The organism is Lactobacillus huangpiensis, assembly GCF_019972815.1.
Classification (GTDB): Bacteria; Bacillota; Bacilli; order Lactobacillales; family Lactobacillaceae; genus Lactobacillus; species Lactobacillus huangpiensis.
Genome location: NZ_BPPA01000006.1, coordinates 11,845 through 36,033 on the forward strand (window position 1 = coordinate 11,845; position 24,189 = coordinate 36,033).

At 35.8% G+C, this 24,189-nt stretch carries 20 protein-coding genes; 3 read left to right on the top strand and 17 right to left on the bottom strand.

Features of this window, described 5'->3' with window-relative positions:
• The first annotated feature begins 45 nt into the window (after positions 1-45).
• Together LDM90_RS05570 and LDM90_RS05575 are read left to right on the top strand one after the other, a co-directional pair.
• A complete protein-coding gene (locus tag LDM90_RS05570; RefSeq protein WP_198213397.1) occupies positions 46-1,482 on the top strand; it encodes an APC family permease in 1,437 nt (478 codons plus the stop codon).
• An 87-nt stretch (positions 1,483-1,569) separates the two neighbouring features.
• Positions 1,570-2,016, top strand: coding sequence for a Fur family transcriptional regulator (locus tag LDM90_RS05575; protein ID WP_223896895.1), 447 nt, complete (start codon positions 1,570-1,572; stop codon positions 2,014-2,016).
• Between the two features lie 289 nt (positions 2,017-2,305).
• On the opposite strand, the gene LDM90_RS05580 is transcribed toward LDM90_RS05575, so the two are convergent.
• From LDM90_RS05580 to LDM90_RS05600, 5 genes are all read right to left on the bottom strand, one after another.
• Positions 2,306-3,358, bottom strand: coding sequence for a hypothetical protein (locus tag LDM90_RS05580; protein ID WP_223898729.1), 1,053 nt, complete (start codon positions 3,356-3,358; stop codon positions 2,306-2,308).
• A gap of 474 nt (positions 3,359-3,832) precedes the next feature.
• On the bottom strand, positions 3,833-5,242 hold the full coding sequence (locus tag LDM90_RS05585; protein WP_223896894.1) for a zinc ribbon domain-containing protein: 1,410 nt from the start codon (positions 5,240-5,242) through the stop codon (positions 3,833-3,835).
• A 23-nt stretch (positions 5,243-5,265) separates the two neighbouring features.
• Positions 5,266-6,240: a zinc ribbon domain-containing protein gene (locus LDM90_RS05590; protein WP_198213389.1), complete on the bottom strand. Its 975-nt coding sequence runs from the start codon at positions 6,238-6,240 to the stop codon at positions 5,266-5,268.
• A gap of 280 nt (positions 6,241-6,520) precedes the next feature.
• Complete coding sequence (locus LDM90_RS05595) at positions 6,521-6,673, bottom strand: hypothetical protein (RefSeq protein WP_223896893.1); 153 nt, start codon at positions 6,671-6,673, stop codon at positions 6,521-6,523.
• A 491-nt stretch (positions 6,674-7,164) separates the two neighbouring features.
• Complete coding sequence (locus tag LDM90_RS05600) at positions 7,165-8,877, bottom strand: SH3-like domain-containing protein (protein WP_223898731.1); 1,713 nt, start codon at positions 8,875-8,877, stop codon at positions 7,165-7,167.
• Positions 8,878-9,037: 160 nt separating this feature from the next.
• On the opposite strand from LDM90_RS05600, the gene clpP reads away from it, so the two are divergent.
• Positions 9,038-9,622 carry an ATP-dependent Clp endopeptidase proteolytic subunit ClpP gene (gene clpP / locus LDM90_RS05605; protein WP_034977497.1) on the top strand — a complete coding sequence of 195 codons (585 nt, stop codon included), beginning with the start codon at positions 9,038-9,040 and terminating at the stop codon, positions 9,620-9,622.
• 58 nt (positions 9,623-9,680) lie between these two features.
• Here the strand turns inward: clpP and whiA are convergent, their stop codons facing one another.
• The 12 genes from whiA to LDM90_RS05665 all read right to left on the bottom strand — a co-directional run bounded on the left by whiA (position 9,681) and on the right by LDM90_RS05665 (position 24,184).
• The gene (gene whiA / locus LDM90_RS05610) at positions 9,681-10,616 is read right to left on the bottom strand and encodes a DNA-binding protein WhiA (RefSeq protein ID WP_198213386.1); all 936 of its coding nucleotides are present in this window, start codon (positions 10,614-10,616) and stop codon (positions 9,681-9,683) included.
• A gap of 6 nt (positions 10,617-10,622) precedes the next feature.
• On the bottom strand, positions 10,623-11,648 hold the full coding sequence (mgfK, locus tag LDM90_RS05615; RefSeq protein ID WP_198213385.1) for a gluconeogenesis morphogenetic factor MgfK: 1,026 nt from the start codon (positions 11,646-11,648) through the stop codon (positions 10,623-10,625).
• A gap of 4 nt (positions 11,649-11,652) precedes the next feature.
• Positions 11,653-12,531, bottom strand: coding sequence for an RNase adapter RapZ (rapZ, locus tag LDM90_RS05620; protein ID WP_034977488.1), 879 nt, complete (start codon positions 12,529-12,531; stop codon positions 11,653-11,655).
• A 93-nt stretch (positions 12,532-12,624) separates the two neighbouring features.
• A complete protein-coding gene (locus LDM90_RS05625; protein WP_255358030.1) occupies positions 12,625-13,188 on the bottom strand; it encodes an HdeD family acid-resistance protein in 564 nt (187 codons plus the stop codon).
• Between the two features lie 29 nt (positions 13,189-13,217).
• Positions 13,218-16,070, bottom strand: a complete 2,853-nt coding sequence (uvrA, locus tag LDM90_RS05630; RefSeq protein ID WP_223896890.1) for an excinuclease ABC subunit UvrA — start codon at positions 16,068-16,070, stop codon at positions 13,218-13,220.
• Entirely contained in the window at positions 16,060-18,102 is a 2,043-nt protein-coding gene (gene uvrB / locus LDM90_RS05635; RefSeq protein ID WP_034977480.1) for an excinuclease ABC subunit UvrB, read from the bottom strand. Before uvrB ends, uvrA begins: the two co-directional genes overlap by 11 nt.
• A 100-nt stretch (positions 18,103-18,202) precedes the next feature.
• Positions 18,203-19,927: a phospho-sugar mutase gene (locus LDM90_RS05640; protein WP_223896889.1), complete on the bottom strand. Its 1,725-nt coding sequence runs from the start codon at positions 19,925-19,927 to the stop codon at positions 18,203-18,205.
• Positions 19,928-20,059: 132 nt separating this feature from the next.
• Complete coding sequence (trxB, locus tag LDM90_RS05645) at positions 20,060-20,989, bottom strand: thioredoxin-disulfide reductase (protein WP_223896888.1); 930 nt, start codon at positions 20,987-20,989, stop codon at positions 20,060-20,062.
• A gap of 57 nt (positions 20,990-21,046) precedes the next feature.
• Entirely contained in the window at positions 21,047-22,066 is a 1,020-nt protein-coding gene (locus LDM90_RS05650; RefSeq protein WP_223896887.1) for an NAD(P)H-dependent glycerol-3-phosphate dehydrogenase, read from the bottom strand.
• A gap of 30 nt (positions 22,067-22,096) precedes the next feature.
• The gene (gene lgt / locus LDM90_RS05655) at positions 22,097-22,933 is read right to left on the bottom strand and encodes a prolipoprotein diacylglyceryl transferase (protein WP_223896886.1); all 837 of its coding nucleotides are present in this window, start codon (positions 22,931-22,933) and stop codon (positions 22,097-22,099) included.
• Positions 22,930-23,892, bottom strand: a complete 963-nt coding sequence (gene hprK, locus LDM90_RS05660; RefSeq protein WP_223896885.1) for an HPr(Ser) kinase/phosphatase — start codon at positions 23,890-23,892, stop codon at positions 22,930-22,932. The genes lgt and hprK overlap by 4 nt, the downstream gene beginning before the upstream one ends.
• 16 nt (positions 23,893-23,908) lie before the next feature.
• Entirely contained in the window at positions 23,909-24,184 is a 276-nt protein-coding gene (locus tag LDM90_RS05665; protein ID WP_223896884.1) for a hypothetical protein, read from the bottom strand.
• Positions 24,185-24,189: the final 5 nt, after the last annotated feature.

Genomic DNA, 24,189 nt, shown 5'->3' on the forward strand with positions numbered 1-24,189 from the left:
AGCTAAAATAATAAAATTGTTATCTTAAAATAAGGGAGTAGTTTCATGGGTGAAACACCAAACAATTCTAAAAAGATGATGTGGACAACGCTTGCTACTATGGCTTTTTCTATAGTGTGGAGCTTTGGCAACGTTGTTAACGGATTTATATACTTTGATGGTACAAAGGTAATTTTCAGCTGGATTGTTATTTTCCTGCTTTTCTTTATTCCTTATGCCTTAATGGTTGGTGAACTGGGGTCTGTTTTTAAGGATTCTGAAGGCGGTGTCGCCTCTTGGATTAACGCCACCATTGGACCTAAATGGGCTTATTATGCTGGCTGGACCTTTTGGGCTGTTCACGTGGTTTACATTTCCAGTAAAGGTACAGGTGGCCTGAGAGGCATGGCCTGGGGTATATTTGGAAATACAAACTGGTATGACAGTCTGCCAACAGCTTGGACACAATTAGCTACACTAGTAGTCTTTTTATTCTTTTGCTGGGTAGCCAGCCGGGGAATTCCAGTAATCAAAACTTTGTCGACAATAGCTGGTACCTCAATGTTCATCATGTCAATTTTATTTATCATTATGATGTTTGCGGCTCCAATGATTAATCCGCACGCTAATTTCAATACTGTAAACTGGAATTGGCAAAACTTTGTGCCAGATTTTAACATTAAGTATTTTACTTCTCTTTCTATCTTAGTATTTGCTGTTGGTGGAGCAGAGAAAATTTCGCCATATGTTAATAAACTGAAAAATCCATCAAGAAATTTCCCTAAAGCTATGTTAGGTTTAGCCGGAATGGTGATGATTTCAGCTATTTTGGGCACAATAGCTTTAGCATTAATGTTTGATCCAAAGACCGTTAATGGCAATTTGAATGAATACATTTCAAACGGTCCTTACATTGCCTTTCAAAAATTAGGTGAATATTACGGAGTTGGTGGATTATTCCTCTACATTTATGCCTGGTGCAATGTGATAGGTCAATTTTCCGCATTGGTTATAAGTATTGATGCTCCTCTTAGAATGCTGTTAGGAGGCAAAGAAGCTAAAGACTTCATTCCTAAAAAGCTCTTAAAAGTTAATAAGCATGGTGCCTACATTAATGGTATTTGGATGATTGTTATACTTTCGGGTGGAATTATAGCACTTCAAGCCGTTATGCCTGATGCACAAGCAGTAATGGCGCAATTAGTCAAACTCAATTCGATTGTAATGCCAATGCGTTATCTATGGGTTTTTATTGCATATTTGGCTTTACGAAAACAACATGAAAAGTTCCACAAGGGTTTTGACAACTACCAAATGACCAAGCATCAATGGCTGGCATATATAGCTGGCCTTTGGGGATTGGCAGTTACTATTGCATGCTGTTTAATGGGTATGTACTCATCTGATCCATTTACATTATGTCTAAATATCGCTACCCCTGTAGTATTACTGTTACTTGGTTTGATTATGCCAACTATCAGAAGACATCAAGAAGAAAAATAATAATTAAATAAAATCGCCTTGCTTAAGGCGGTTTTTTCTTTACCAAAAATGCTAAACTATAACTAAATAATAAAGGAGATGAGAACTTTGCCTAATTTTCATGATGATGCTGAAGACTTATTGCGTAACCATCACTTAAAAGCAACTAAGCCCCGTTTAAAAATATTAGAATACTTAATGGCACATCATAATCATCCTACTGCGGCTACAATTTTTTCAGCAATTAGTGGTGATGAACCTACTTATCGTGCTACGGTTTACAATACTCTAAACAAATTAGTTGATGCAGGAATTGTAATTGAAATAAAAAATGGTGATGATTCTCTGCACTACGATTACTTTGTCAAACCCCACTTTCATATTATCTGTAAAAAGTGTGGCAAAATTGCTGACGTCTATTATCCTGAATTCGATACAATTGAAAACCGCATGAGAACAGAAGCCGAAAAGCAAACTGGGTTCGTCACATCCTCTAGTCACGTTGAAATATACGGTATATGTCCTGAATGCCAAAAAAAAGAAAAAAAGAGCTAAAGCTCTTTTTTATTTATTATAAATAATTTATTGGTAACTTTTTTTAATCAAATTTATTTTACCATTTGCTTTTGGTGAACTGATCCAATTTCTTATCCACATGCTGAAAATTTGAGAACCAAGTAGATCAATATATCCTTTTTGTTCTGCATTTAAAAGTAAGTTACTAAAAAAAATGTTTTAAAAGAAAAATGAATTCTACTCTTTTTAATGAATCTCTTTTAATCTTGGCATTTTTGAATTTATAGCTGTTAATTACATTATTAATTTCATTTTAAAACTTTGTGAGTTATCTAAGGTAGTATAAATCGCTAAATTTTTTATTTTTATTTTGCATGGCAAGTCGCGGTGTTTTCCAATAAATTTGATCAGTTGTTATCGAAGCACTGCTTGCAACAACTAAAACTGGTTGACCCATTTCCGAATGCAGACCGTAATATATGCCATCTCCTGTTCCCTGCATCCAAGCTCGAAAATTAATCCATCTGATGCCATGAATATTCCTGTTCAATTCTCCTGTCATTTTCCAATTTTCGGTTCTTATTTGATAGTTTTTAGACATTTCTCCATATGTTTTATGCTCAAAAAATTTATCTTCGATCCGATGCAGTTCATATTTTTCACCATCTTCAATAGTATAATTTGAGCCAATTGTCGTAGTATTCATATGTTTATTAAAATAACTATACCAGTTACCTCGCATAGCAAACGGCATGATGAAAGCTCCGGCATCACCCTGCATTCTTTGGCTCATTAGCTTTGGACTGATCCTTAGATCAAAGATCCTAGTTTTACGCGCATTTTTGCTAATTAAATTATCCCAGCCATTTTCTTTCAAGTATTGACTCATAGTTCTAATTGTTGCTTGTCCCAACTCTTTCATGCCATTGTTCGTATATAAATAAACAACATTATCTTGACCCACTTGTTTTAAAGTATAGAGCACTTCGTGATCTCCTATTTGGTAAACTACACCAAAGCTCGAAGGTACATGAGGAAAATATTCGCTGTTTTTAACAGCAACACTAATTCCATTTTCTTTTTCGTCTTCTAATGTTTTTTGCCAGTCACCGCCATATTTTTTGGCAGCATATACCGCTATGACAGTTGCTGTTCTTTTAGGATTTATGCTGGAATCAATTGCCTTACCTTTTCTAGGTGCAGATTTAGTCTTAGAATTAGATTCATTTGGTTTTGATTTTACTATTTCAGGAGCAGAAGCAGATTTTGTTTGTGTATGCTGGCTACAAGCCGATAACATTAAAAGCACTAAAGATGAAAAAGCCAAAAATTGCAGTATTTTTGACATTTTTAACTTACCTAATATTTTCAAGAATTTCATTTTTGAATTTTTAAACTCTTTCTTTAATTCTCCGATTTTAAAATATTATCATATTCTTCATTACTATACTGCTTAATCAAAGGCCAAGTTTTATCAGTACTACCCTCATCGAAAAATACCAATTGACTGGTTTCTTCTATTTGGTGATCTCCAATTAGTCGTTCAATTACTTGTTTAAAAATTCACCACTTTCGGTATACAATAATGTTTTCTTGCCTGCTTGACAGGTTTTGCCATCAACATTAGTAGCCTTAATATTATAGTAAGTTTTGCCTTTAGCAGTTTTATTAACATAAACGTGTACTTTTTTGGTCTTCTTAGCAGCACTGACTTCAGTACACCGCTACTAAATGCGTTATTTGATGTTTTATTTAAACCAACTAATAACAAAGCTGCACCAGACACTAACATCATCATTTTTTGTAAAAACTATTCTTTTTCCTTTTTAAATCCCTTCTTAATTTATTTACCTTATTAATACCTTTTATCACTAACTATTTTACCGGTTCCAATTGATTTGATCTTTTGACTTTCATTATCTTCATCATCACTGCCAGATGAACGGAATGAAGCACCTTTATACAGCAAAACCTGTTTTCTTTCAGTATCACCACTTTCAAAAGTAAAGGTAATTTTATAAACTACATTACTGGACTTATTTGGTGCAGGATTAACAGAAATTACAGAACATGACATATCATAACTGTCAATGTCGTCATCTTCATCATATCCTTTGTCCATTTTCCGTAACTCTTGATAACTCTTGTTCTCCGCTCCATTAACAAAAGCATCTTCATCGGGATTCTTAAAATTGTCCTCTAATATTTCTTGGGCATCTTCTTTGGCAATTAGACTATCCCACTTAGGCTCAATGGTCTTATGACTATCATTTGCATCATCGTATTGCACATCACCATAATTCATTTCCTGAGATTTAATAGTATTATTACCCACTTTAGCCTTAACATAAATTTTCAACTTATCGGTTACTGGATAATCCTTAAATGTTAATTTACCTTTTTTGTTTAAAGTACCAACATTTTTATCATTCAAGTAAAGGATTGCACCAGGGGTACTTTTAACCGTGAAATTTTCAGTCCTAATTCCCATATCGACTGTTCCACTGGACCACAAATCATAATTTGATGTAGTCGATAGATTCCTGCCTGAGATATTAGACTTAACTTTTATGTGGTATGTCCCGACGAACAAGCGTCTTAATTTAACACCATATTTATTATCTTGTTTTTCACTAGCAAAATTACCCGGTTTAACCTGACCAATGTATTTACCATTGACAGTTATGGAAGAATTTGAATGATTAGTGGCTACGGTTGCATAAATTGTAGGTACCCTTAATACATACCTCGGAAAAAGCAGCATATGATGACCAGATTGAACAAGATGAATTCTATTGAATGATGCGTCTTCTTTTAAATAATTAATTAATTCGTTAACAGCTTTATGATGTTCAGCAAAATAAGTCTGAGTTGGTTTTAAAGCCTCATCTGTTACCTGCATGGCAGAATCGTCCGCAACAACGTCTTTAGCTAATCCGGCTTTTGTATCAATTAAATCTGATTTAATTCTATTAATTTGATTTTCTTTTGAATAATGGTTTGAGCCCCAAGCATAAAATATTGTAAAAACTGCTAAAAATGCTACACCCAGAGTGAGCAAAACTTTTGTTTTCTTCTTCATAGGTTGAGCATAATAAGCTTTACGTCCTTGAGATGAGGTCTGTTTCTTAACTGTTTGCTGATATGCTTGTCTTGATGGACTGGCATGCTCTTTTTCTGCTAATTTGAAACCGCAGTTAGGACAAAACTCGACGTTGTTCTCTAACTTTGTGCCACAATTGGGACAAAATCTTTTTTCACTCATTATTACTTACTCCTTTAACCTTATCAGCTAAAGGCTGAAAACAACTGGTTCATTAATGAATCATAAGCTGAACTATATATCAGCGAAAACAAAATTATTAGAGCAATAATGATAATAAAGAAAGAAATGATGTAACCATACATTTTGTCACGTACCGGCTTAAGATTTTCACCTAAAGTAATCACCTGAAAACCCATAAAGAAGTTTGCAATTATTAGCAAAAACAATAAAACTGCCATTGAGCCGTTACTTGACCCTAATAACATGATAATAAACGTTAAAACAGTCAGAATTAAGTTCAAATTACTACTATGAACACCAGAATTAACAAATTCGAGCAAATTTTTGCCGCGACCATAAATAAATCTATAAGCTGCATAATAGCCACCAATAACTATCACTTCAAAAAGGACTGAGAAAAATAATAGTGCAATTGTAGCATTAAAGGCAATTCCAGAAACTGTATCTCCTAAGCCAAAACCTCCCGCATTGTATCTATTAGCAACAACTTTCATTCCAAAATAAATTCCTAAAACTAGCACAATATCTTCTGCAAGGATAGTCACCCAGCCATACCAACTTTCTCCAGTAAGTTCTGAAAATGGATGTTTCCATGAAGCCACACACCATTGCCAATAGTTGTTAAACTTCTCTTTTCTTGCGCTACTTGAAGTTTGATATTGATTATTAGCTTGTTCTTGATTTGAAACAGCTGGTTGAACATAATTTTGCGGTTTTGGTGGCATGGCCTTAGCTTGTGCAAACTGGCTTTCAATTTGACTATTTCGCTCAGAAGTAGATTGCTGATCATTTAGAGTTGTACTTTGTTTTATATGCTCCGGCTCAATTCTTTCCGGAGTAATTGGTGAGTTTACAGTCTGCTTATAATTTTCTTTATTTTCTTGAACATTACTGATGTTACGTAAATCGGTACCACATTTAGTACAAAAATTAACGTCAGATTCCATCAAAGCGCCACAATTGGGACATTTTTTCATTTATTTACTCCTATAAAAAATAATTATCTTTAATCATTATTTAAAATTGGTTCTTTTTTGTTATCAAATTAATCACCAACTTTAGCCCAGTCAAAATCTTTACCGAATTAACATATTCTCCATTGCCATTATCTTGGAAATTATAAATTTCAGGATTGCCTTTTGAATCATTATTTAGAGGGAACAAGTAAACTGCTAAAGGCTTGTTCAAATAATGAGTACCCGGTTACTCAGCCATTTTTTGTAGTTTTTCATAATCTGCTTTAGTTGCATTTTTAAGCTATTTATTATCAAGATTATGTGCTTCAACACCAGTTAAATGCTGTTCATCTGGAGTCAATTCAGCTTTAACATTTTGAATACTAAAGAGCCCCTTCACTAAAAGAACTACAACTATAATTACTTTAATAGTATTCTTATGTTTATTCTTCATTCAACCACTCTTTCCTAAACACAAAATTAATGCTTTCATAAATAAAAGCATTAATTAAGATGCATTTTCCTACAAAATAAGCAAATTTTATATTGCATACAATTACTTTAGTTAACCTGTAAAACTAATTGTAAATGTGCTACAAATTATAATAGAACTGCTGTAGCAGTTTTGGAACATCATATAAAAATAATAAAAAGAGAGATTATAGTAGCAGTAAACTTTTCATTTATGAACATGCAAAACGATTTAGACCAAGTTAAGAGTTTTTACTATTAAAAATGCTTTTTTGCTTTTTGTTTTTATATAATATAATTATTTATTCATTATTTATAAGTGTAATTATAAAATCATGAATTAGTAAGATATAACTATCTTTAAGATTTTCTAAACATGTAATTTTATTTTTTTATTGAAAGAAAAATATTCTTTTTTAAATTTCAAATAAAAAAATAAGAGCATGTTAGCTCTTATTTTGAATAATTTTTGTTCTAATTAATATTTGTGCTTACGAGTAACTCAGCTCTTTGAGCTAAATTAACATATAACTTATTATCACTTACTGATAGTCCCTCAATTTCACGACCAGTATCAAATGAATAGGTATCCTTTATTTTACCATTACGTCCAATCTTAAAGATTAAATCATTAAAGGCTAAATAAAAGTTTTTGTTTTTAGCATCATAGGTAAACCCCTGTACTGGAGCGTTGTTATTAACAAAGTTGCCATCAGTTTTTCCTACTAACTTTGGATACCAGTTATCACCGGTACGAGTAAATTCCCAGTATTCATAGCAATTATTTTCTGTGTCATGATAAATTGTATACATATCATAGTCAGAAACTATTACACCATTTTGGAAATAACGCGAACTCTTTCCATCATCGATCCAAGTTTTAATTGTCCAAATTTTATTAATCTGCAAGTCACTTTTACGTATTTGAATTAATTCTTCAGAATCATTTGTATCTTTCAAAGTATTGTCATTGTTTAAAACATAAATGTATTTGTCACTTGAGCCCATAGCTTGTCCGTGACCGATTGGAATATACGGACTAACTTTGATATGTTTAACGTAATTGTTAAACTTCTTCTGGGTCATATCAAGCAAATGTTGTGAATTATAGGGATTGGTCAATTTGTTCAAATCATAACCAACAATATGACCTGACATTAAATCTGTATGGCTCAAAAGACTTGTGTATGTCCAACCATCAGAAACGGTTACTCCTTCGGGAATATGTCCGACACGGTTAATGTTATCATCAGTTGGATCGGCAACACTTAGTAAAACCGGTTGATAAAACTTGGTTTTCAGTGTCAAATTGCCACTAGTTAAAGTATGTTTACTATCTTCTGGACTATACTCTGTTGGACTAAGATAGTTTAAGGATGAACCATAATGAGTTTTCCATGCTTGATAATCATTTGTGCCTGGCTGAGCTTGGAAGGAATTAAATGTATCTGCATCAACAACTCCTTCTTTAGTGCTCTTCCTAACCGTTACTTTGACTGTGACAGTTGCGTCTCCATAAGTATATTTCACTTTATATGTTTTAGGAGTACCACAATTTATACTATCTTTAGAAACAATTACCTGACTATTGTCAATTACAGTTCCCATGCTATTTGTAACATATGAAATTGCATCTTTTGTTGAAAAGTTATAAAACTCATTGCGAACTAAAGTAACAGACTTAGGAACAGCAATTTTGTTTCTGTCAAAGTAATTTTCATTTACATAACCTACTTCACGACCATTTACATAAATACGCCAATAGCGATATTTCTTGGTTTCGATCAGTTGATCCGACTGAATATGGCTGTACTGAAAATTAATGCCATCAGCTACTTTAGTACTAACTTTGCCGTCTTTAACTTCTTTCCAAACCTTATAGTTTTTGTTACCGGCAACTTTTGTCATCATAGCAAAACCAGTAACAACCTGTTTTGGCTTAGGCTTAGGTTTAGTATTATCTTGGTTATCTGTACCATTTTGATCAGTTTGACCAGATTTATTGGTATCAGTATTATCAGAATTTGCATCAGTTGAGCTGTTCGATGATTTATTATTATCATCTTGAACTGGCGGCTGAGTGCTACTGGAATCTGCCGCAACTGATGTAGTTGGCAAACCGGTATAGATCAATAGTCCGGCAACTATAGTCAGTAAATAGGTTATTGTTTTCTTACAAAGCTTCAAAATATATCCTCCAATATTTAAGTTTACCTTTAAATTATATAATAAAAACTTCATTAAAAAGAATACAAAATTAATACACTTTCATTGACAGCACGTAATGTAAGTGATTTAATTAGCACTGTACTTGATAGAGTGCTAATTATATTTAGGAGGTAGAAAGATGCTTGTACCTACAGTTATTGAACAAACTGCACGCGGCGAACGCGCATATGATATATATTCACGTTTATTGAAAGACAGAATCATCATGCTAAGTGGTGAAATTAACGATGATATGGCAAATTCAATTATTGCACAATTACTATTTCTTGATGCTCAAGACAACACCAAGGATATTTCACTTTACATTAATTCACCGGGTGGTGTGATTACTTCTGGCTTAGCAATCATGGATACCATGAACTTTATTAAATCAGATGTTTCAACCATCGCTATTGGTATGGCAGCCTCTATGGCTTCCATTTTACTTACTAGTGGTGCAAAAGGTAAACGTTTTGCATTACCTAATTCAACGGTTCTAATTCACCAGCCTTTAGGTGGTGCTCAAGGTCAGCAAACTGATATTCAAATTGCAGCCAATGAGATTTTAAAGAGCCGTGAAAAGATTAACCGGATTTTACATGAAACTACTGGCCAGCCTTTAGAAAAGATTCAAAAGGATACTGAGCGCGATAACTACATGACAGCTCAGCAGGCTAAAGACTATGGTTTAATCGATGAAATTATGGTTAACCAAAAGAAATAAACGTTAGCAATCAGCTTGTATCAAAGAAGAAACCCATCCGCATGGATGGGTTTATTTTTTATTTCTGTATGTTTTCTGCTATATCATGAATTTTTTTGAAACGATGATTGACTCCTGATTTTGATATCGGACCGTCCGGAACTTGCTGTGCTATTTCTTTGAGTGAAAGTTCAGGTTCATCTAATCTTAGTCTAGCCAAACCCTGCAATTTTTCAGGAATATTTTCTAAGCCAATTTTGCGCTCAATTAGCTCAATGTCTTCAACCTGTTTCGCTGCAGCATTTGCCGTCTTTTTTAAATTGGCTGTATCACAATTAACAAGCCGGTTCACAGAATTCCGCATGTCACGCATAATGCGCAGATCTTCAAAAGACAGCATCGCATTCAACGCTCCAACAATATGTAAAAAGTCACCAATTTTTTCAGCTTCTTTTAGGTATACAATATAACCTCGTCGTCTTTTCGTACTTTTAGCATTCAAATTAAAACGATCATTCATAATCTTAAGTAAATCATCATTATGATCTTGATAAATAGAATAAATCTCTAAATGATACCTGCTCGTATTGGGATTATTCACACTGCCACTGGCTAAAAACGCACCCCTGAGATATGACATTGCTCCTTCACGTGACTTAATGATTCTGTCTGGGATTCTGGTGATTAAATTTAACGAGGGCGTTAAAATTTCTAAATTATTCAGTATTTCTTTGACATGATTTTGCAGTCGTACCAAATACTGGTTATTTTTCTTAAGCTTCATTTTGCGTGAAACTATTAATTGTGGCTCAACTTTATATGCAGTTTTTATTAAAGAAAATATACGTCTGGCAATTGCAGGATTTTCAGTAGTTATATCAAGGCTAAACTGATGTTCGTGAAAATTTAAGACACCATTCATGCGCAAAAAAGCAGCCAATTCTGCTTTAGCATGTTCAGGATGAATAGGTAATGAGGTCAACTCTTTTTTCACATTACTTGCATAGCTTGCCATTGTTTGTTATTCCTTCCTGCGAGACATTGCGGCATATGCCAAGTTGATGATTTCCTCAGCTACTTTTTTACCATCATGAAAAACCAAGCCACTATGCTGGTCAATAAAATCATCAGTAATCACGCGACACCCCTGCTCACGCAATCCCTTGAAATCATTTTTAACAGGTTCAAGGTAGGCGTCATAATCTTTAGGATTGAACTTAGGCATATCTATTTTGGCACCATTAACCAAAGTCGTATTAATGTAGTGTCCACCAAGATGGGCATTGATTACTCTTACATGATCACAATCTGAAAAATGATCTGTCTCACCTAATTGGGTCATAATATTGCATATATAAATTACCTCTGCATTAGTTTTTTTGACAGCCTCTCCTAAATTAGGAATCATTAGGTTAGGCAAGATTGATGTAAACAAACTTCCAGGTCCTAAGACTACAGCATCAGCATTTTTTATTGCCTCCAAAACAGGCGGTACAGCTTCTGGTTCAGACTTGGAATTTGTATTTGTAACCCATACTCGTTTAATTCTTTTGTCTTTATCAGTAATTTCTTTTTCACCATCTTGAATAGAACCATCAACAAATTCTGCATTAAGCGTTAAGGGCTCATTAGAGGCTGGAAAAACATGACCGTCCACTCTCATCATTGTAGATAAAGACTGTACTGCATCAAAAATATTTCCGTGCATTTCATTCAAAGCAGCGATAATCAAATTACCAATGGCATGGCCAGAGAAAAATGAATCGGAAGAATCAAAGCGATACTGGAAGACATCTTTTTCTTCTTGGGAAATTTCACTTAACGAAACTAAAACATTACGGATATCACCAGGTGGAACAACATTAATAAAATTGCGAATAGAACCAGAAGAACCTCCGTCATCTGAAACTGTCACTATCGCTGTGATATCAGCATTCTTCTCTTTGAGCGCATTTAAAACAACCGGCAGCCCTGTACCGCCACCAATAACTACAACCTTAGGTCTCCTGCTTTTCGTAGTGCGAATTGCTTTTTCATCAAATGTCATATAATCACCTATTTCTAGCGTAACGACTAATTTCACGATGGGTGATGTCAACCGTGTAATCTTCAGCCAAATCTTTTGCTAATTGGTGTGCGATTGCTACACTGCGGTGCTGCCCACCTGTACAACCAATCGCAATAGTTAACTTGCTTTTACCTTCTTTGATATATCCTGGTAAAGCATCTTTTAATAAATCCAAAAATTTCTGATAAAAGCTGCGAGTTTCTTTTTTCTCCATCACATAATTAAAAACTCTCTTATCAAGACCGGTAAATGGTCGCAATTCTGGAATGTAAAATGGATTAGGTAAAAATCTGACATCCATCACAATATCAGCGTCAATCGGCATGCCATATTTAAAGCCAAAAGATAATACTTCAATTGAAAAGGGCTGTTTATGCTTTTCACTAAATCTATTAGCCATCTCTTGCTTCAATTCTTTTGGACTTAGATTAGACGTATCAATTATGTCATTTGCACGACTTTTGATGCCGGTTAAAATTCGTCTCTCTTCTAGGATACCATCAAGTAAACGACCGTTATTGGCCAAAGGTGGTACACGCCTTGTTTCTTTATAGCGTGCTACTAAAGTATTATTTGTCGCATCTAAAAAGACTATCCTTGTTTGAACATTGCCGTTATCTTCAAGTGAATTGATTTCATTATCCAAATCCTTATAAAACCGTCTAACACGTAAATCAATTACCACAGCCACTTTGGTAAAACCATCTGAATTCACGATCAAGTCCCAAAAACTTGGCAAAAGCGTTGGAGGCAAATTATCTACTACAAAATAGCCCATGTCTTCTAAAGCATGAGAAGCTACGGTTTTTCCTGCTCCACTCATTCCAGTAACAATCAGTAGCTGCTTTTTGTGCTTAGCCATTTTTGCTGACCTCCTATTACTAAAATTATAACATACCAGGTGTGCCCTTACTTTTTTGGGTAAAAAAAAAGTTCATTTGAACTTTTTCATATATTATCTGTTAACAAATGCAGCAATAATTTCGTTAATTCCAAAGATCAATAGCCAGAAAGACACTAGCCAAATCAAGGTTAATGCGGATAATGCCGGATTAAACATCAAACTAATTGCTATTAACAATCCCAAAATGTTTAAAATAATGTTTATCCAAAAGAAAAAGGTAGAAACCTTTCTCATATTCCAAGAAAAAATAATGCCAGAGATTGAGTCAAATAGAAACCAAAATGCAAATAAATATGCAATAGTTAATCCACCAGCATCATAGGAATAGAGAAATAAAATTCCTACGATAATATCAAGCACTCCTGAAACTATTGACAACCAGCTAGAAGGGATAAAATACCTAAAACGGCTGTAAAATACTAACCAAACAAAACCTTGGACAATGGAAACGATAGCAAAAAGCAAAACAAATGCATGTAGCGCTTTACCAGGATGGCGCAATAAAAATAGTCCAGCAATTATCATTAATATACCGGAAATAAATGCGGCCCAGTTAAACCCGCGATTTCCTCTGTAACTAGAAAAATTATCCATTTTTATTCCTCCTTGCGCTATATTGTACACTTTATTGTGAATAATTAATACTATTTACTTGGTTTTTCACTAGCCTTTTTAGTTAATGCTGTGTCCCTTTTTAGCACTGGTTTTAAATATTGCCCCGTGTAGCTTTCTTTAACTTTGGCTACTTGCTCTGGGGTTCCGGTAGCAACAATTTTGCCACCAGCCTCCCCTCCTTCGGGTCCAAGGTCAATCAACCAGTCAGCATTTTTAATCACATCTAAATTGTGTTCAATTATTAAAACAGTATTTCCTTGATCAACCAATCTTTGCAATACTTCCAATAAACGCTTGATATCATCGGTATGTAGTCCAGTTGTAGGTTCATCAAGAATATAGAAATTCTTTCCCGTTGACAACTTTTGTAGTTCAGCTGCCAGCTTCATTCTTTGAGCTTCACCACCAGAAAGAGTAGTAGCAGACTGACCCAATTTGACGTAGCCTAAGCCAACATCCACGATTGTCTGCAATTTACGAGCAATCTTAGGAATTTTTTTGAAAAAGGTACAAGCCTCACTGATTGTCATATCCAATACTTGTGCAATGTTCTTCTTACGGTATGTAACTTCTAAAGTTTCAGAATTGTAGCGACTGCCATGACATACTTCACACGGAACATAAACATCTGGTAGGAAGTTCATCTCTATTTTAATAATACCGTCACCATGACAGGCTTCACAACGACCACCTTTAACATTAAATGAAAAACGTGCTTTGGTATAACCGCGGAGCTTGGCTTCATTTGTCTGAGCAAACAGCGCTCTAATATCATCAAAGACGCTGGTATATGTGGCGGGATTACTACGTGGAGTGCGTCCGATTGGGCTTTGGTCAATATCAATAATCTTTTCAATATTTTGATATCCGCTAATACTCTTATATTTGCCAGGTTTGGTTTGATTTCTATTTAATTTCTGTGCCAGGGCACGCTTTAATATCATATTAACTAAAGTTGACTTGCCGGATCCGGAAACTCCGGTAACCACAATTAATTTGCCAAGGGGAAACTCAACCTTGAGGTTTTTAAGATTATTTTCTGCCGCACCTGTTAATGTGATTTTCTTGCCATTGCCTTTACGCCTTTTCAAAGGCACAGGGACAAACTTCTTACCAGCCATATATTGCCCGGTTAAGGATTTATTGTTTTGTTCAACTTCTTCAGGAGTTCCGGCAGCCATGACTTTACCGCCGTATGTACCAGCACCTGGCCCCATATCAATCAAGTAGTCAGCTTGTCTCATAGTTTCATCATCATGCTCGACAACGATAAGTGAATTGCCCAAATCACGCATGCGCTTTAGAGCAGCTATCAACCTGTCATTATCACGTTGGTGCAAACCAATTGAAGGCTCATCGAGAACATACATAACACCTGAAAGATTAGAACCAATTTGAGTTGCGAGTCGAATTCTTTGAGCTTCGCCACCAGACAAAGTGTTAGCAGAACGTGACAGTGTCAAGTAATCTAAGCCTACGCTATTCAAAAAATTGAGTCGATCGCGCACTTCTTTTAATATCGGTTTTGCAATTACTGACTCCTGCTCGTCAAGTTTGATATTTGTGAAAAATTCAAGAGCATGACTAATTGCCAAATCAGAAGCTTCAGCAATGTCTTTGCCATTGACTTTGACAGCCAGGGCTTTACGATTTAACCGCTTGCCATGACAGGTTGAACAGGTCAGCTCAGTCATATATTTTCCCATAACATCACGCATGAATTTGGACATTGGATGGTAATAGCGTCTTTCAACATTTTCCATGGCACCTTCAAAAGGTGCAGTAGTGTCATTAACGCCAAAATCACCAGTTACATGAAATTTAATTTTCTTAGTCGAGCCATGCAGAATCGTCTCTCTTTGCTTTTTGGTTAATTTACCAAAAGGTTTGTCTAGGGGAATTTTTAACGCTGCACAAGCTTGTTCAAGCATTTCCCCATAGTACTTCGAATTCTTCCATGGTGCGATTGCACCTTCTGCCAAAGTTTTACTTTTATCTGGGACGACTAAATCTTCATCGACTGATAACTTCACACCCAAGCCATCACAACCAGGACAGGCTCCAAATGGTGCGTTAAAAGAAAATAGACGCGGTTCCATTTCACCTACAGTAAAACCACATTTAGGACAAGCATAGTACTCTGAAAAATTGATCATATCACTACCGATAACATCAACATTCATATAACCATCCGATAAACGCAAAGCAGCTTCTACTGAATCAAAAAGTCGCGAACGAATACCTTCTTTAACAATTAAACGATCAACGACGATATCAATTGAATGGCGTTTATTCTTTTCTAAATCAAATTCTTCACCAATCTCATGCATAGTACCATCGACAATGACACGCACATATCCGGCGCGTTGTACCCGTTTAAAAACTTCTTTATGAGCACCTCTTTTAGATCTAATTACAGGTGCCAGAATTTGAATACGACTTCGCTCAGGTAAAGCTAAAATACGATTTACCATCTGCTCGACTGACTGACGCTCAATTAAGGTGCCATCATTTGGACAAACCGGATGCCCAACTCGAGCCCATAATAATCGTAGATAGTCATTGATTTCAGTCACTGTGCCAACAGTTGACCTGGGATTATGTGAGGTAGTTTTCTGATCAATTGAAATCGCAGGATTTAAACCATCAATCGAATCAACATCAGGTTTGTCCATTTGACCCAAAAATTGCCGTGCATAGCTTGACAATGACTGAACATACCTTCTTCGTCCTTCAGCATATAATGTATCAAAAGCTAAAGAACTTTTCCCAGAACCTGACAAACCAGTAATAACGACCAATTTATCCTTAGGAATTGACAGGTTAATGTCTTTTAAATTATGTTCACGGGCTCCCCGAATAACAATCTTATCATTTACCATTTAATGCTTTCCCTTTTTTCTTTATTGGACTTCTAGTTGAACTTTCCAATTCCATGATCGCATCCCGTAAAGTAGCGGCTCCTTCAAAGTCAAGTTTCTTAGCAGCCTCCTGCATTTGTTTACGCAAGTCTTTAATCATAGTTCTCTTTTGTTTGGCAGTTAATTCATCAAAATTCAAATCGGCAAAACTGTCAGTTTGAGCGTCTTCATCAGCAACTTTTGTGGCAGAAATCACATCTCTAATAGGTTTAACAATCGTTTTCGGTTTCATGCCGTGTTCTTCATTAAACTTAATCTGTAATTTACGTCTTCTCTGCGTTGCTTCAATGGCTTGTCGCATTGAATCAGTAATCGTATCAGCATACATTATTACCGCACCATCAGAATTTCTAGAAGCACGACCCATTGTCTGAACGAGAGGTCTGTAAGAACGCAAGAATCCCTCTTTATCAGCGTCAAGGATTGCAACCAGCGAGACTTCCGGTACATCAATACCTTCACGCAACAAGTTAATACCAATTAAAACGTCATATTTACCGGTTCTCAAGTCACGTAATATCTGCATACGTTCCAACGTTTTAACATCTGAATGCAGATACTGCACTTTGATGCCCAGATCCTTCAAATAATCCGTCAGATCTTCGGCCATTTTTTTGGTTAGAGTAGTAACAAAAACACGTTCATTCTTTTCAATTCGTTTGTTAATTTCGGCAACAAGATCATCAATCTGTCCTTCAACCGGTTTTACTTCAATCTTAGGGTCAAGCAAACCTGTCGGCCTGATAATTTGTTCAACTTTGTGATTTGTTCTCTGCAATTCATAATCACCTGGAGTTGCCGAAACATAAAGAATTTGGTTAACGTGCTTCTCAAATTCAGCGAGTTGCAAAGGTCTGTTATCAAGAGCAGACGGTAAACGAAAACCATAATCGATTAATGTCTTTTTACGATTGCGGTCTCCGTTATACATTGCCCTTATTTCCGGCATTGTAGCATGAGACTCATCAATTAAAATCAAAAAGTCATCAGGGAAGAAATCCAGCAAAGTATACGGTGGCTCTCCCTCTTTACGTCCTTCCATATGGCGAGAATAATTTTCGATACCATTGGTATAACCGACTTCGCCCATCATTTCCATGTCAAAAGTCGTACGTTGCTTGATACGTTCGGCTTCTAACAATTTACCTTGACCCTCAAATTTTTTCACTTGTATTTTCATTTCTTGTGAAATTGCTTTAAGAGCCCTTCTCATTTGTTCTTCATTAGTCATAAAGTGAGTAGCCGGAAACAGAGATATACTTTCTCTTTCACCAATTACTTCACCAGTTAAGGCATCAACTTCTACAATTCTGTCAATTTCATCGCCAAAAAATTCAATTCGATAAGCATGATTAGAATTACCTGCAGGAAAAACTTCTACAACATCTCCACGAACGCGAAAACGACCACGTTGAAAGTCAATATCATTACGATCATATTGGATATTAACAAAATCACGCAACAGAGTATTTCTATTATATTCTTCGCCTTCATGAACAGTAATCACACTTGCAGCATATTCTTTAGGATCACCTAAACCATAGATGCACGAAACAGAAGCAACGACAATGACATCATTACGTTCCATCAAATCGCTGGTAGCTTGGTGACGCAACTGGTCAATTTCATCATTAATTGCAGAGTCCTTTTCAATATAAGTATCGGATTGAGGCACATAAGCTTCCGGTTGGTAATAATCATAATATGAAACAAAATAGTCAACAGCATTATGAGGGAAAAATTCCTTAAATTCGCCATATAATTGGCCAACTAAAGTCTTATTATGAGAAATAACTAAAGTGGGTTTATTTAATTTTGCAATAATATTGGCCATTGTGAAGGTTTTACCTGTACCAGTAGCACCTTCTAAAATCTGTTCCTTATAGCCTTTTTTGAAGCCAGTAGCTAATTTGTCGATAGCTTGTTGCTGATCACCTGCTGGATTAAATTTTGAAACCAGATCAAATTTACGTTCTTCTTGTCGTTTAATCATCGAAAAACCTCTCGTAGAAAAAGTTGGACAAAACAGCCCAACTTTCATTTTCACTTATTATATTTTACACTCTCGAACGTATTTTCGCATCCTTTTTGTTTTATTTTAACAGTTTTGCTAATGCTTTTTGATAACTTTCAGCAGCTTCAGTTGCAGTAGCAATATCTGATTTATTTACTCCAACATAAGCTTTAATTACTGGTTCTGTACCTGAGGGCCGCAAAGCCAGCCAAGTTTCATCGGCCAAAAAGTATTTTAATACATTTGATTTAGGTAAATCTCTCATTGGTTTAGTGCCATCTTCATTAGATTCCTGTTGCTTTAAAAAGTCTTGAATTTTAACGACCGGGATTCCATTTATTTTTTGTAAGTTTTCAGAACGCAATTTTGCCATCAATTCGGCCATTTTCTTTTGTCCACCAATTCCTGGCATTTCTATAGCTTTGGTAATTTCATACGATGTGCCATATTTTTGCCAGATTTCACTCAAACCATCTAAGACTGTCATATTCCTTGAGGCATAATAAGAGGCTACTTCAGCAAACATTAACGCACCTTGCATAGCATCCTTATCTCGAGCAAATGGTTTAAAAAGGTAACCATAACTTTCTTCAAATCCCATTAAAAATTTTCCATCATGCATTTTATTCATGCGGTCAATTTCTTCGCCAATAAATTTAAAACCCGTCAAAACTGATTTTGTTTTGATACCAAAATCCTGTGCAATTTTAAGCGGCATGCTACTTGAGACTATTGAAGTAATTAATTCATAGTCACTTATGAGTTGACCATTATTTTTCAAATTAACCAATAAATAGTAAATCATCAAGGTAGCAATCTGATTGCCTGTTAAAACTTGAAAGTCACCATTTTTTGTTCGCACACAAGCACCCATACGATCTGCATCAGGGTCAGTTGCAATGATTAAATCGGCATTTTTTTCATTTGCCAGCTTAATCCCTGGATCAAAGACATCACGATATTCTGGATTTGGCTTTTTAGTAGTGGGAAATTCTGGATCGATGATTGCTTGACTGGTAACGGGTATTACATTACTAAAACCACTTTGCCTAAAAGCTCGTTCATAAAGCATTTTACCTGTACCATGCAAAGGAGTATAAATAATTGTTAGCTTATCGGCATTTTGCTTTATAAGTTCAGTATTAACATTTACCGTTTTCAGTTTTGCTAAATATACTTCATCAATATCTTCTCCAATTAGTCGCAAAATTCCCTGAGCCCGCAGTTGAACTACTGGTGCAGTATTGACAGTAAATATATCAGTTACTTTTTGGGAGTATTCAAAAACACGCTCAGCATCTTCAGGCCCCATTTGGGCACCATCAGCACCATAAACCTTGTAACCATTATATTGCTTGGCATTGTGAGAAGCAGTGATATTAATTCCTGCATACGAATGTAAATATCTTACTGCAAATGAAAGCTCAGGAGTTGGTCTTAGATCATCAAAAAGATAAACACGAATATTATGAGCTCCTAAAATTTGAGCTGCATGCTCCGCAAACTCGCGAGAGTGATAGCGAGAATCAAAAGAAATCACTACACCCCTTTTTTGAGCTTTGTCACCTTTTTCATCGATCAGACGGGCCAAACCTTCCGTCACTCGACCTATAGTATATAAATTAATACGATTAGTCCCTGGCTCAAGTCTGCCCCGCATTCCAGCGGTTCCAAAGTTAATGTCTTGGCCAAATGCATCCGCAATCCATTTAGGATCTTGACTCAGCTTTGTTAACTGTTCTTGCAAGTAATCAGCCATGTTGTGTGCATTTTGCCATTCTTGAAATGTTTTTTCAGCTTTCATTTAGATAAGGTACCCCTTTTTCTAGCAATAAATTCGGTTTCATAGATTCTATTCTAGCATTTATCATTATTATCATCCGTAAAAATAAAAAAAGAATTCATTTAAAATGAATTCTTTTTTTAATCTTTATATTTAACGATCATTTAAGTCTTGGAGATAATTATAAGCTTCTTGACCGGCTATACTGCCATCACCAACTGCATTAGCAATCTGACGTAGATCTTTAGCACGCACATCACCTAAAGCAAAAATGCCATCAACATTGGTTCTCATGTGTTCATCAGTTGGTATCCAGCCCTTCTCGTCAGTTATTCCCAAATCTTTAAATGGAGCTGTTTGAGGAATAACCCCAACATAAATAAAGACACCTCGAGTTTGCAAATGCTTTTCTTCTCCTGTTTCTTTATCTTTGTATGTGACTCCGGTAACCTTTTCGCCATCTCCATCAATAGATTCGGTCAAACCATTCCAAATAAAGTGCATTTTGGAATTAGCGAAAGCACGTTTTTGTAAAGTCGGCTGAGCCCGTAATTGATCACGACGATGGATAACCGTGACTGATTTAGCACTTTGTGCCAAATAAATTCCTTCTTCAATAGCTGAATCACCACCACCTATAACAGCAATGTCTTCGTCCTTAAAAAAGGCAGCATCACAGACTGCACAATAAGAAACACCTTTACCGGAATATTCTTCTTCACCCGGAACTCCTAAATGACGATGATCAGCTCCGGTAGCGATTATTAATGCAGGAGCGCTATATTCACCAGTGTCTGTTTTTACGATTTTCTGGTCTCCGTCTATAGTTACTGTTTGAACATCGCCATACTCAAATTTTGTACCAAATTTCATGATTGAATTATACATTTTTTCACCTAGTTCAGGTCCTTTTATTTCACTGAAACCAGGATAATTATCAATCGCATCGGTATTATTCATTTGCCCGCCATACAAACCACGATCAAGCATCAGAACTGATAAATTTGCACGAGAAGCATAAAGAGCAGCTGTTAATCCACCCGGTCCTGCTCCTACAATAATTACGTCATACTTTTGTGTCATAGTTTTACCCCCAGTACTCTCTTATTTTTCGTAAGTAATGTTACAACGAATTGACCGCTAAAGTCTAATTTCCTGTTTAGGACTTCTACCCATCATCTTGGTAATTTCATCGTCAACATTGGAATTTTGGTATAACACTCGGTAAATTGCTTCGCTGATTGGCATATCTATTTGCTTTTCCTGACATAATTCATGCACAGCTTTCACTGTTGTAGCACCTTCTACAACCTGACCCATATTCTGCAATATGTAATCAAGACTCTTTCCTTCTCCTAATTGCTTACCACAACGCCAATTACGTGAATTAACTGAAGTACAGGTAACAATTAAATCACCTATTCCTGAAAGTCCACTGAAAGTCATTGGATCAGCACCAAAATAATTAACTCCTAAACGCGTAATTTCAGCTAAGCCACGAGTCATTAAAGCTGCTTTTGCATCATCACCATAATGTTTTCCTACTAAAATACCAGCTGCAATAGCAATAACATTTTTAACTGCTCCTGCCACTTCAACGCCAATTAAGTCATTGTTAGTATATAAGCGGAAATAATCATTTGAGAACAATTGCTGGACTTTTTGCGCATTTTCCCTGCTTGTTGAGGCACATGAAATTGCAGTTAAATCTTTTTGAGCTACGCTTTCTGCATGACTCGGTCCTGAGATTGCTACAATTTTGTCCTCATCATCCGGATAGATTTCTTCTGTCAATATTTCAGAAATCAATTTTTTAGATCCCGGCTCAATACCCTTAGTCGCTGTCACAATAAGTGGCTTAGCATTAGTCTTTTGTAACACCTTGCTTACATTTTGAGCAACACTGCGAATAGCCTGAGTAGGCAGAACAAATAAAACGATTTCTGCATCCTTTAGTGCTTGATTTAAATCACCCGTTGCAGTAACCGTCTGATTTACCTGCCAATTCTTCATGTAATGTTCATTAGTATGATGCCGATTAACCTCATCATTAACTTTTGCGTTATTACCGTACAATACGATTTCATAGCCTTTATCAGCAAGCATCGATCCCAGAACCGTGCCCCATGAACCTGCTCCTAAAACTGCAATTTTTGTCATTTCTAACTCTCTTTCACTTAAAACAATTTATTAGTCTCGACTATAAGGATACTTCAAGCCGCTGCCGTCAAGATACCATTTCGGTTTAACTACTTTTCTGCGATAAATAAATAATCCTACGACCACAGCAAATAGTATTAAACTAAGCATTTGTGAAACGCGTATCGAACCCATTAAATAAAGGCTGTCGGTCCGCATCCCTTCCACAAAAAAGCGCACCACAGCATACCACGCCAAATAAAGCATAAATATTTCACCTTGTTTGAATAAATGCTTTTTATGTCTCAAAAACAATATTATTAACAAACCAATTAAATTAAAAAAAGATTCGTACAAGAAAGTAGGTTGGTAGTAGATTCCACCGATTTTCATTTGGCTAATGATAAAATTAGGCAAATGCAAGCTTTGTAAAAATGCTAATGTTGTTGGTTCACCATGGGCTTCCTGGTTAATAAAATTACCCCAGCGTCCCAATATCTGAGCCGCCATTACACCTGGGGTAATAACATCCAACATCAAAAATGGGGGCAGCATTCTTTTATAACAAAATACCAAAAGAACTGCCAAACCAGCTAACAGACCACCGTAGATAGCAATGCCGCCATTCCAAATAGCAATTATCTGATCGAGATGCTGGGAATAATAATCCCATTCAAAGATAACATAATAAATACGAGCACCAACATATCCAATTGGAACAGCCCATAATAGCAAATCCATGAAGTCGTCACTTTCAATTTGTCGCTTGCGTCCCTCAATAATTGCCATTGATACGGCTATGATAATCGCTACTGCCATGATAACGCCATACCATTTGACATTTAAGTTTCCTAATTTAAATGCTACAGGATTAATGGTCAATGTCATTTATTCTTATCCTTTGCTGAATCTTCTTTAGAGTTTTTCTTAATTAACTTCGTTAAGTTATTATCAAAAGTTTTAGTGGCGTTGGATCCACTTCTTTTGGCACGGAAATTCATTGTGGCAATTTCAATAATGTCTTCCATGTTGCGGCCTACTTTAACTGGAATAGTAATTTGTGGCACTTCAACATTGCAAATATCACGTTTGCTCTCTTCAAAGCCTAAACGATCGTAATTTGCCTTATTATCCCAATTAACAAGCTTAATTACCAGTTGAATACTTTCACGGTTTTTGACGGCACCAACACCAAACAAATCCATGACATCAATTATGCCAATGCCGCGAATTTCCATTAAATGCTTCAAAATGGCCGGTGCTTCGCCCATCACCGTTTCAACATCTTTTTGATAGACATCAACCCGATCATCCGCAATTAAACGATGACCACGATGAATCAAACCCAAGGCAGTTTCAGATTTCCCAACACCGGAATCACCAGTTAAAAGGACACCCATACCCTTGACTTCAATCAGAACACCATGAATAGTATCGCGAACGGCCAGACGTTCTCGCAAATATTCCGTTAATATACTAGAAACATAAGTGGTTGATTCAGGTGAAGAAAGGATTGGAATTTGTGCATCATCAGCAGCTTTAACTAATTCAGGCGGTACACGCAGAGAACGTGACACAAAAAAGCACGGCGTATCAGGTGTGCAAAGCTTAGTAAAAACATCGACCAAGCTATCGTGATCTAACCTGGCAGCATAAGAAATTTCTGTTCTACCTAATAACTGAATACGCTGGCGCGGATAAAAATCAAAGTATCCTGTCAATTCCAACCCTGGTCTGTAAATATCCGATACTATAATTTCTTTATCGTTAATATATTGTTTTCCATGCACAACGTGGACAATTTTATTATCACGAATTAAATTCTTTAATTTGACCGCATTTGTCATTTTAAATTGCCCCTTTTTATTTGTCGACATCTTTAGTTTTAGCATCACGTACTTTTTTACGTTTTGGTCTGGCTTCATTATTTTGGTTCCAGTTGTCCCAGTTATAGGAACTAGGCCCTGAGTGTCCGCTCTTATTTTCATCATTTTTAGTAAAATGATTAATCAGCCATATAATGCCAATAATAACTAAAGCTGCGGGCAATAACAAAATAAAGACATGAAACATGGCGTAAATAATACTCAAAATGACTACAGCAAGTAAAACTAAACCAATAATTCCCCAAAAACTCATCTAAT

Bases quoted from the DNA above. Each gene is read 5' to 3' on its own strand.
- LDM90_RS05570 (WP_198213397.1), top strand. From the start codon at position 46: ATGGGTGAAACACCAAACAATTCTAAAAAGATGATGTGGACAACGCTT.
- LDM90_RS05580 (WP_223898729.1), bottom strand. From the start codon at position 3,358: ATGAAATTCTTGAAAATATTAGGTAAGTTAAAAATGTCAAAAATACTG.
- LDM90_RS05585 (WP_223896894.1), bottom strand. From the start codon at position 5,242: ATGAGTGAAAAAAGATTTTGTCCCAATTGTGGCACAAAGTTAGAGAAC.
- LDM90_RS05590 (WP_198213389.1), bottom strand. From the start codon at position 6,240: ATGAAAAAATGTCCCAATTGTGGCGCTTTGATGGAATCTGACGTTAAT.
- LDM90_RS05595 (WP_223896893.1), bottom strand. From the start codon at position 6,673: ATGAAGAATAAACATAAGAATACTATTAAAGTAATTATAGTTGTAGTT.
- clpP (WP_034977497.1), top strand. From the start codon at position 9,038: ATGCTTGTACCTACAGTTATTGAACAAACTGCACGCGGCGAACGCGCA.
- whiA (WP_198213386.1), bottom strand. From the start codon at position 10,616: ATGGCAAGCTATGCAAGTAATGTGAAAAAAGAGTTGACCTCATTACCT.
- mgfK (WP_198213385.1), bottom strand. From the start codon at position 11,648: ATGACATTTGATGAAAAAGCAATTCGCACTACGAAAAGCAGGAGACCT.
- rapZ (WP_034977488.1), bottom strand. From the start codon at position 12,531: ATGGCTAAGCACAAAAAGCAGCTACTGATTGTTACTGGAATGAGTGGA.
- uvrA (WP_223896890.1), bottom strand. From the start codon at position 16,070: ATGGTAAATGATAAGATTGTTATTCGGGGAGCCCGTGAACATAATTTA.
- uvrB (WP_034977480.1), bottom strand. From the start codon at position 18,102: ATGATTAAACGACAAGAAGAACGTAAATTTGATCTGGTTTCAAAATTT.
- LDM90_RS05640 (WP_223896889.1), bottom strand. From the start codon at position 19,927: ATGAAAGCTGAAAAAACATTTCAAGAATGGCAAAATGCACACAACATG.
- trxB (WP_223896888.1), bottom strand. From the start codon at position 20,989: ATGACACAAAAGTATGACGTAATTATTGTAGGAGCAGGACCGGGTGGA.
- LDM90_RS05650 (WP_223896887.1), bottom strand. From the start codon at position 22,066: ATGACAAAAATTGCAGTTTTAGGAGCAGGTTCATGGGGCACGGTTCTG.
- lgt (WP_223896886.1), bottom strand. From the start codon at position 22,933: ATGACATTGACCATTAATCCTGTAGCATTTAAATTAGGAAACTTAAAT.
- hprK (WP_223896885.1), bottom strand. From the start codon at position 23,892: ATGACAAATGCGGTCAAATTAAAGAATTTAATTCGTGATAATAAAATT.
- LDM90_RS05665 (WP_223896884.1), bottom strand. From the start codon at position 24,184: ATGAGTTTTTGGGGAATTATTGGTTTAGTTTTACTTGCTGTAGTCATT.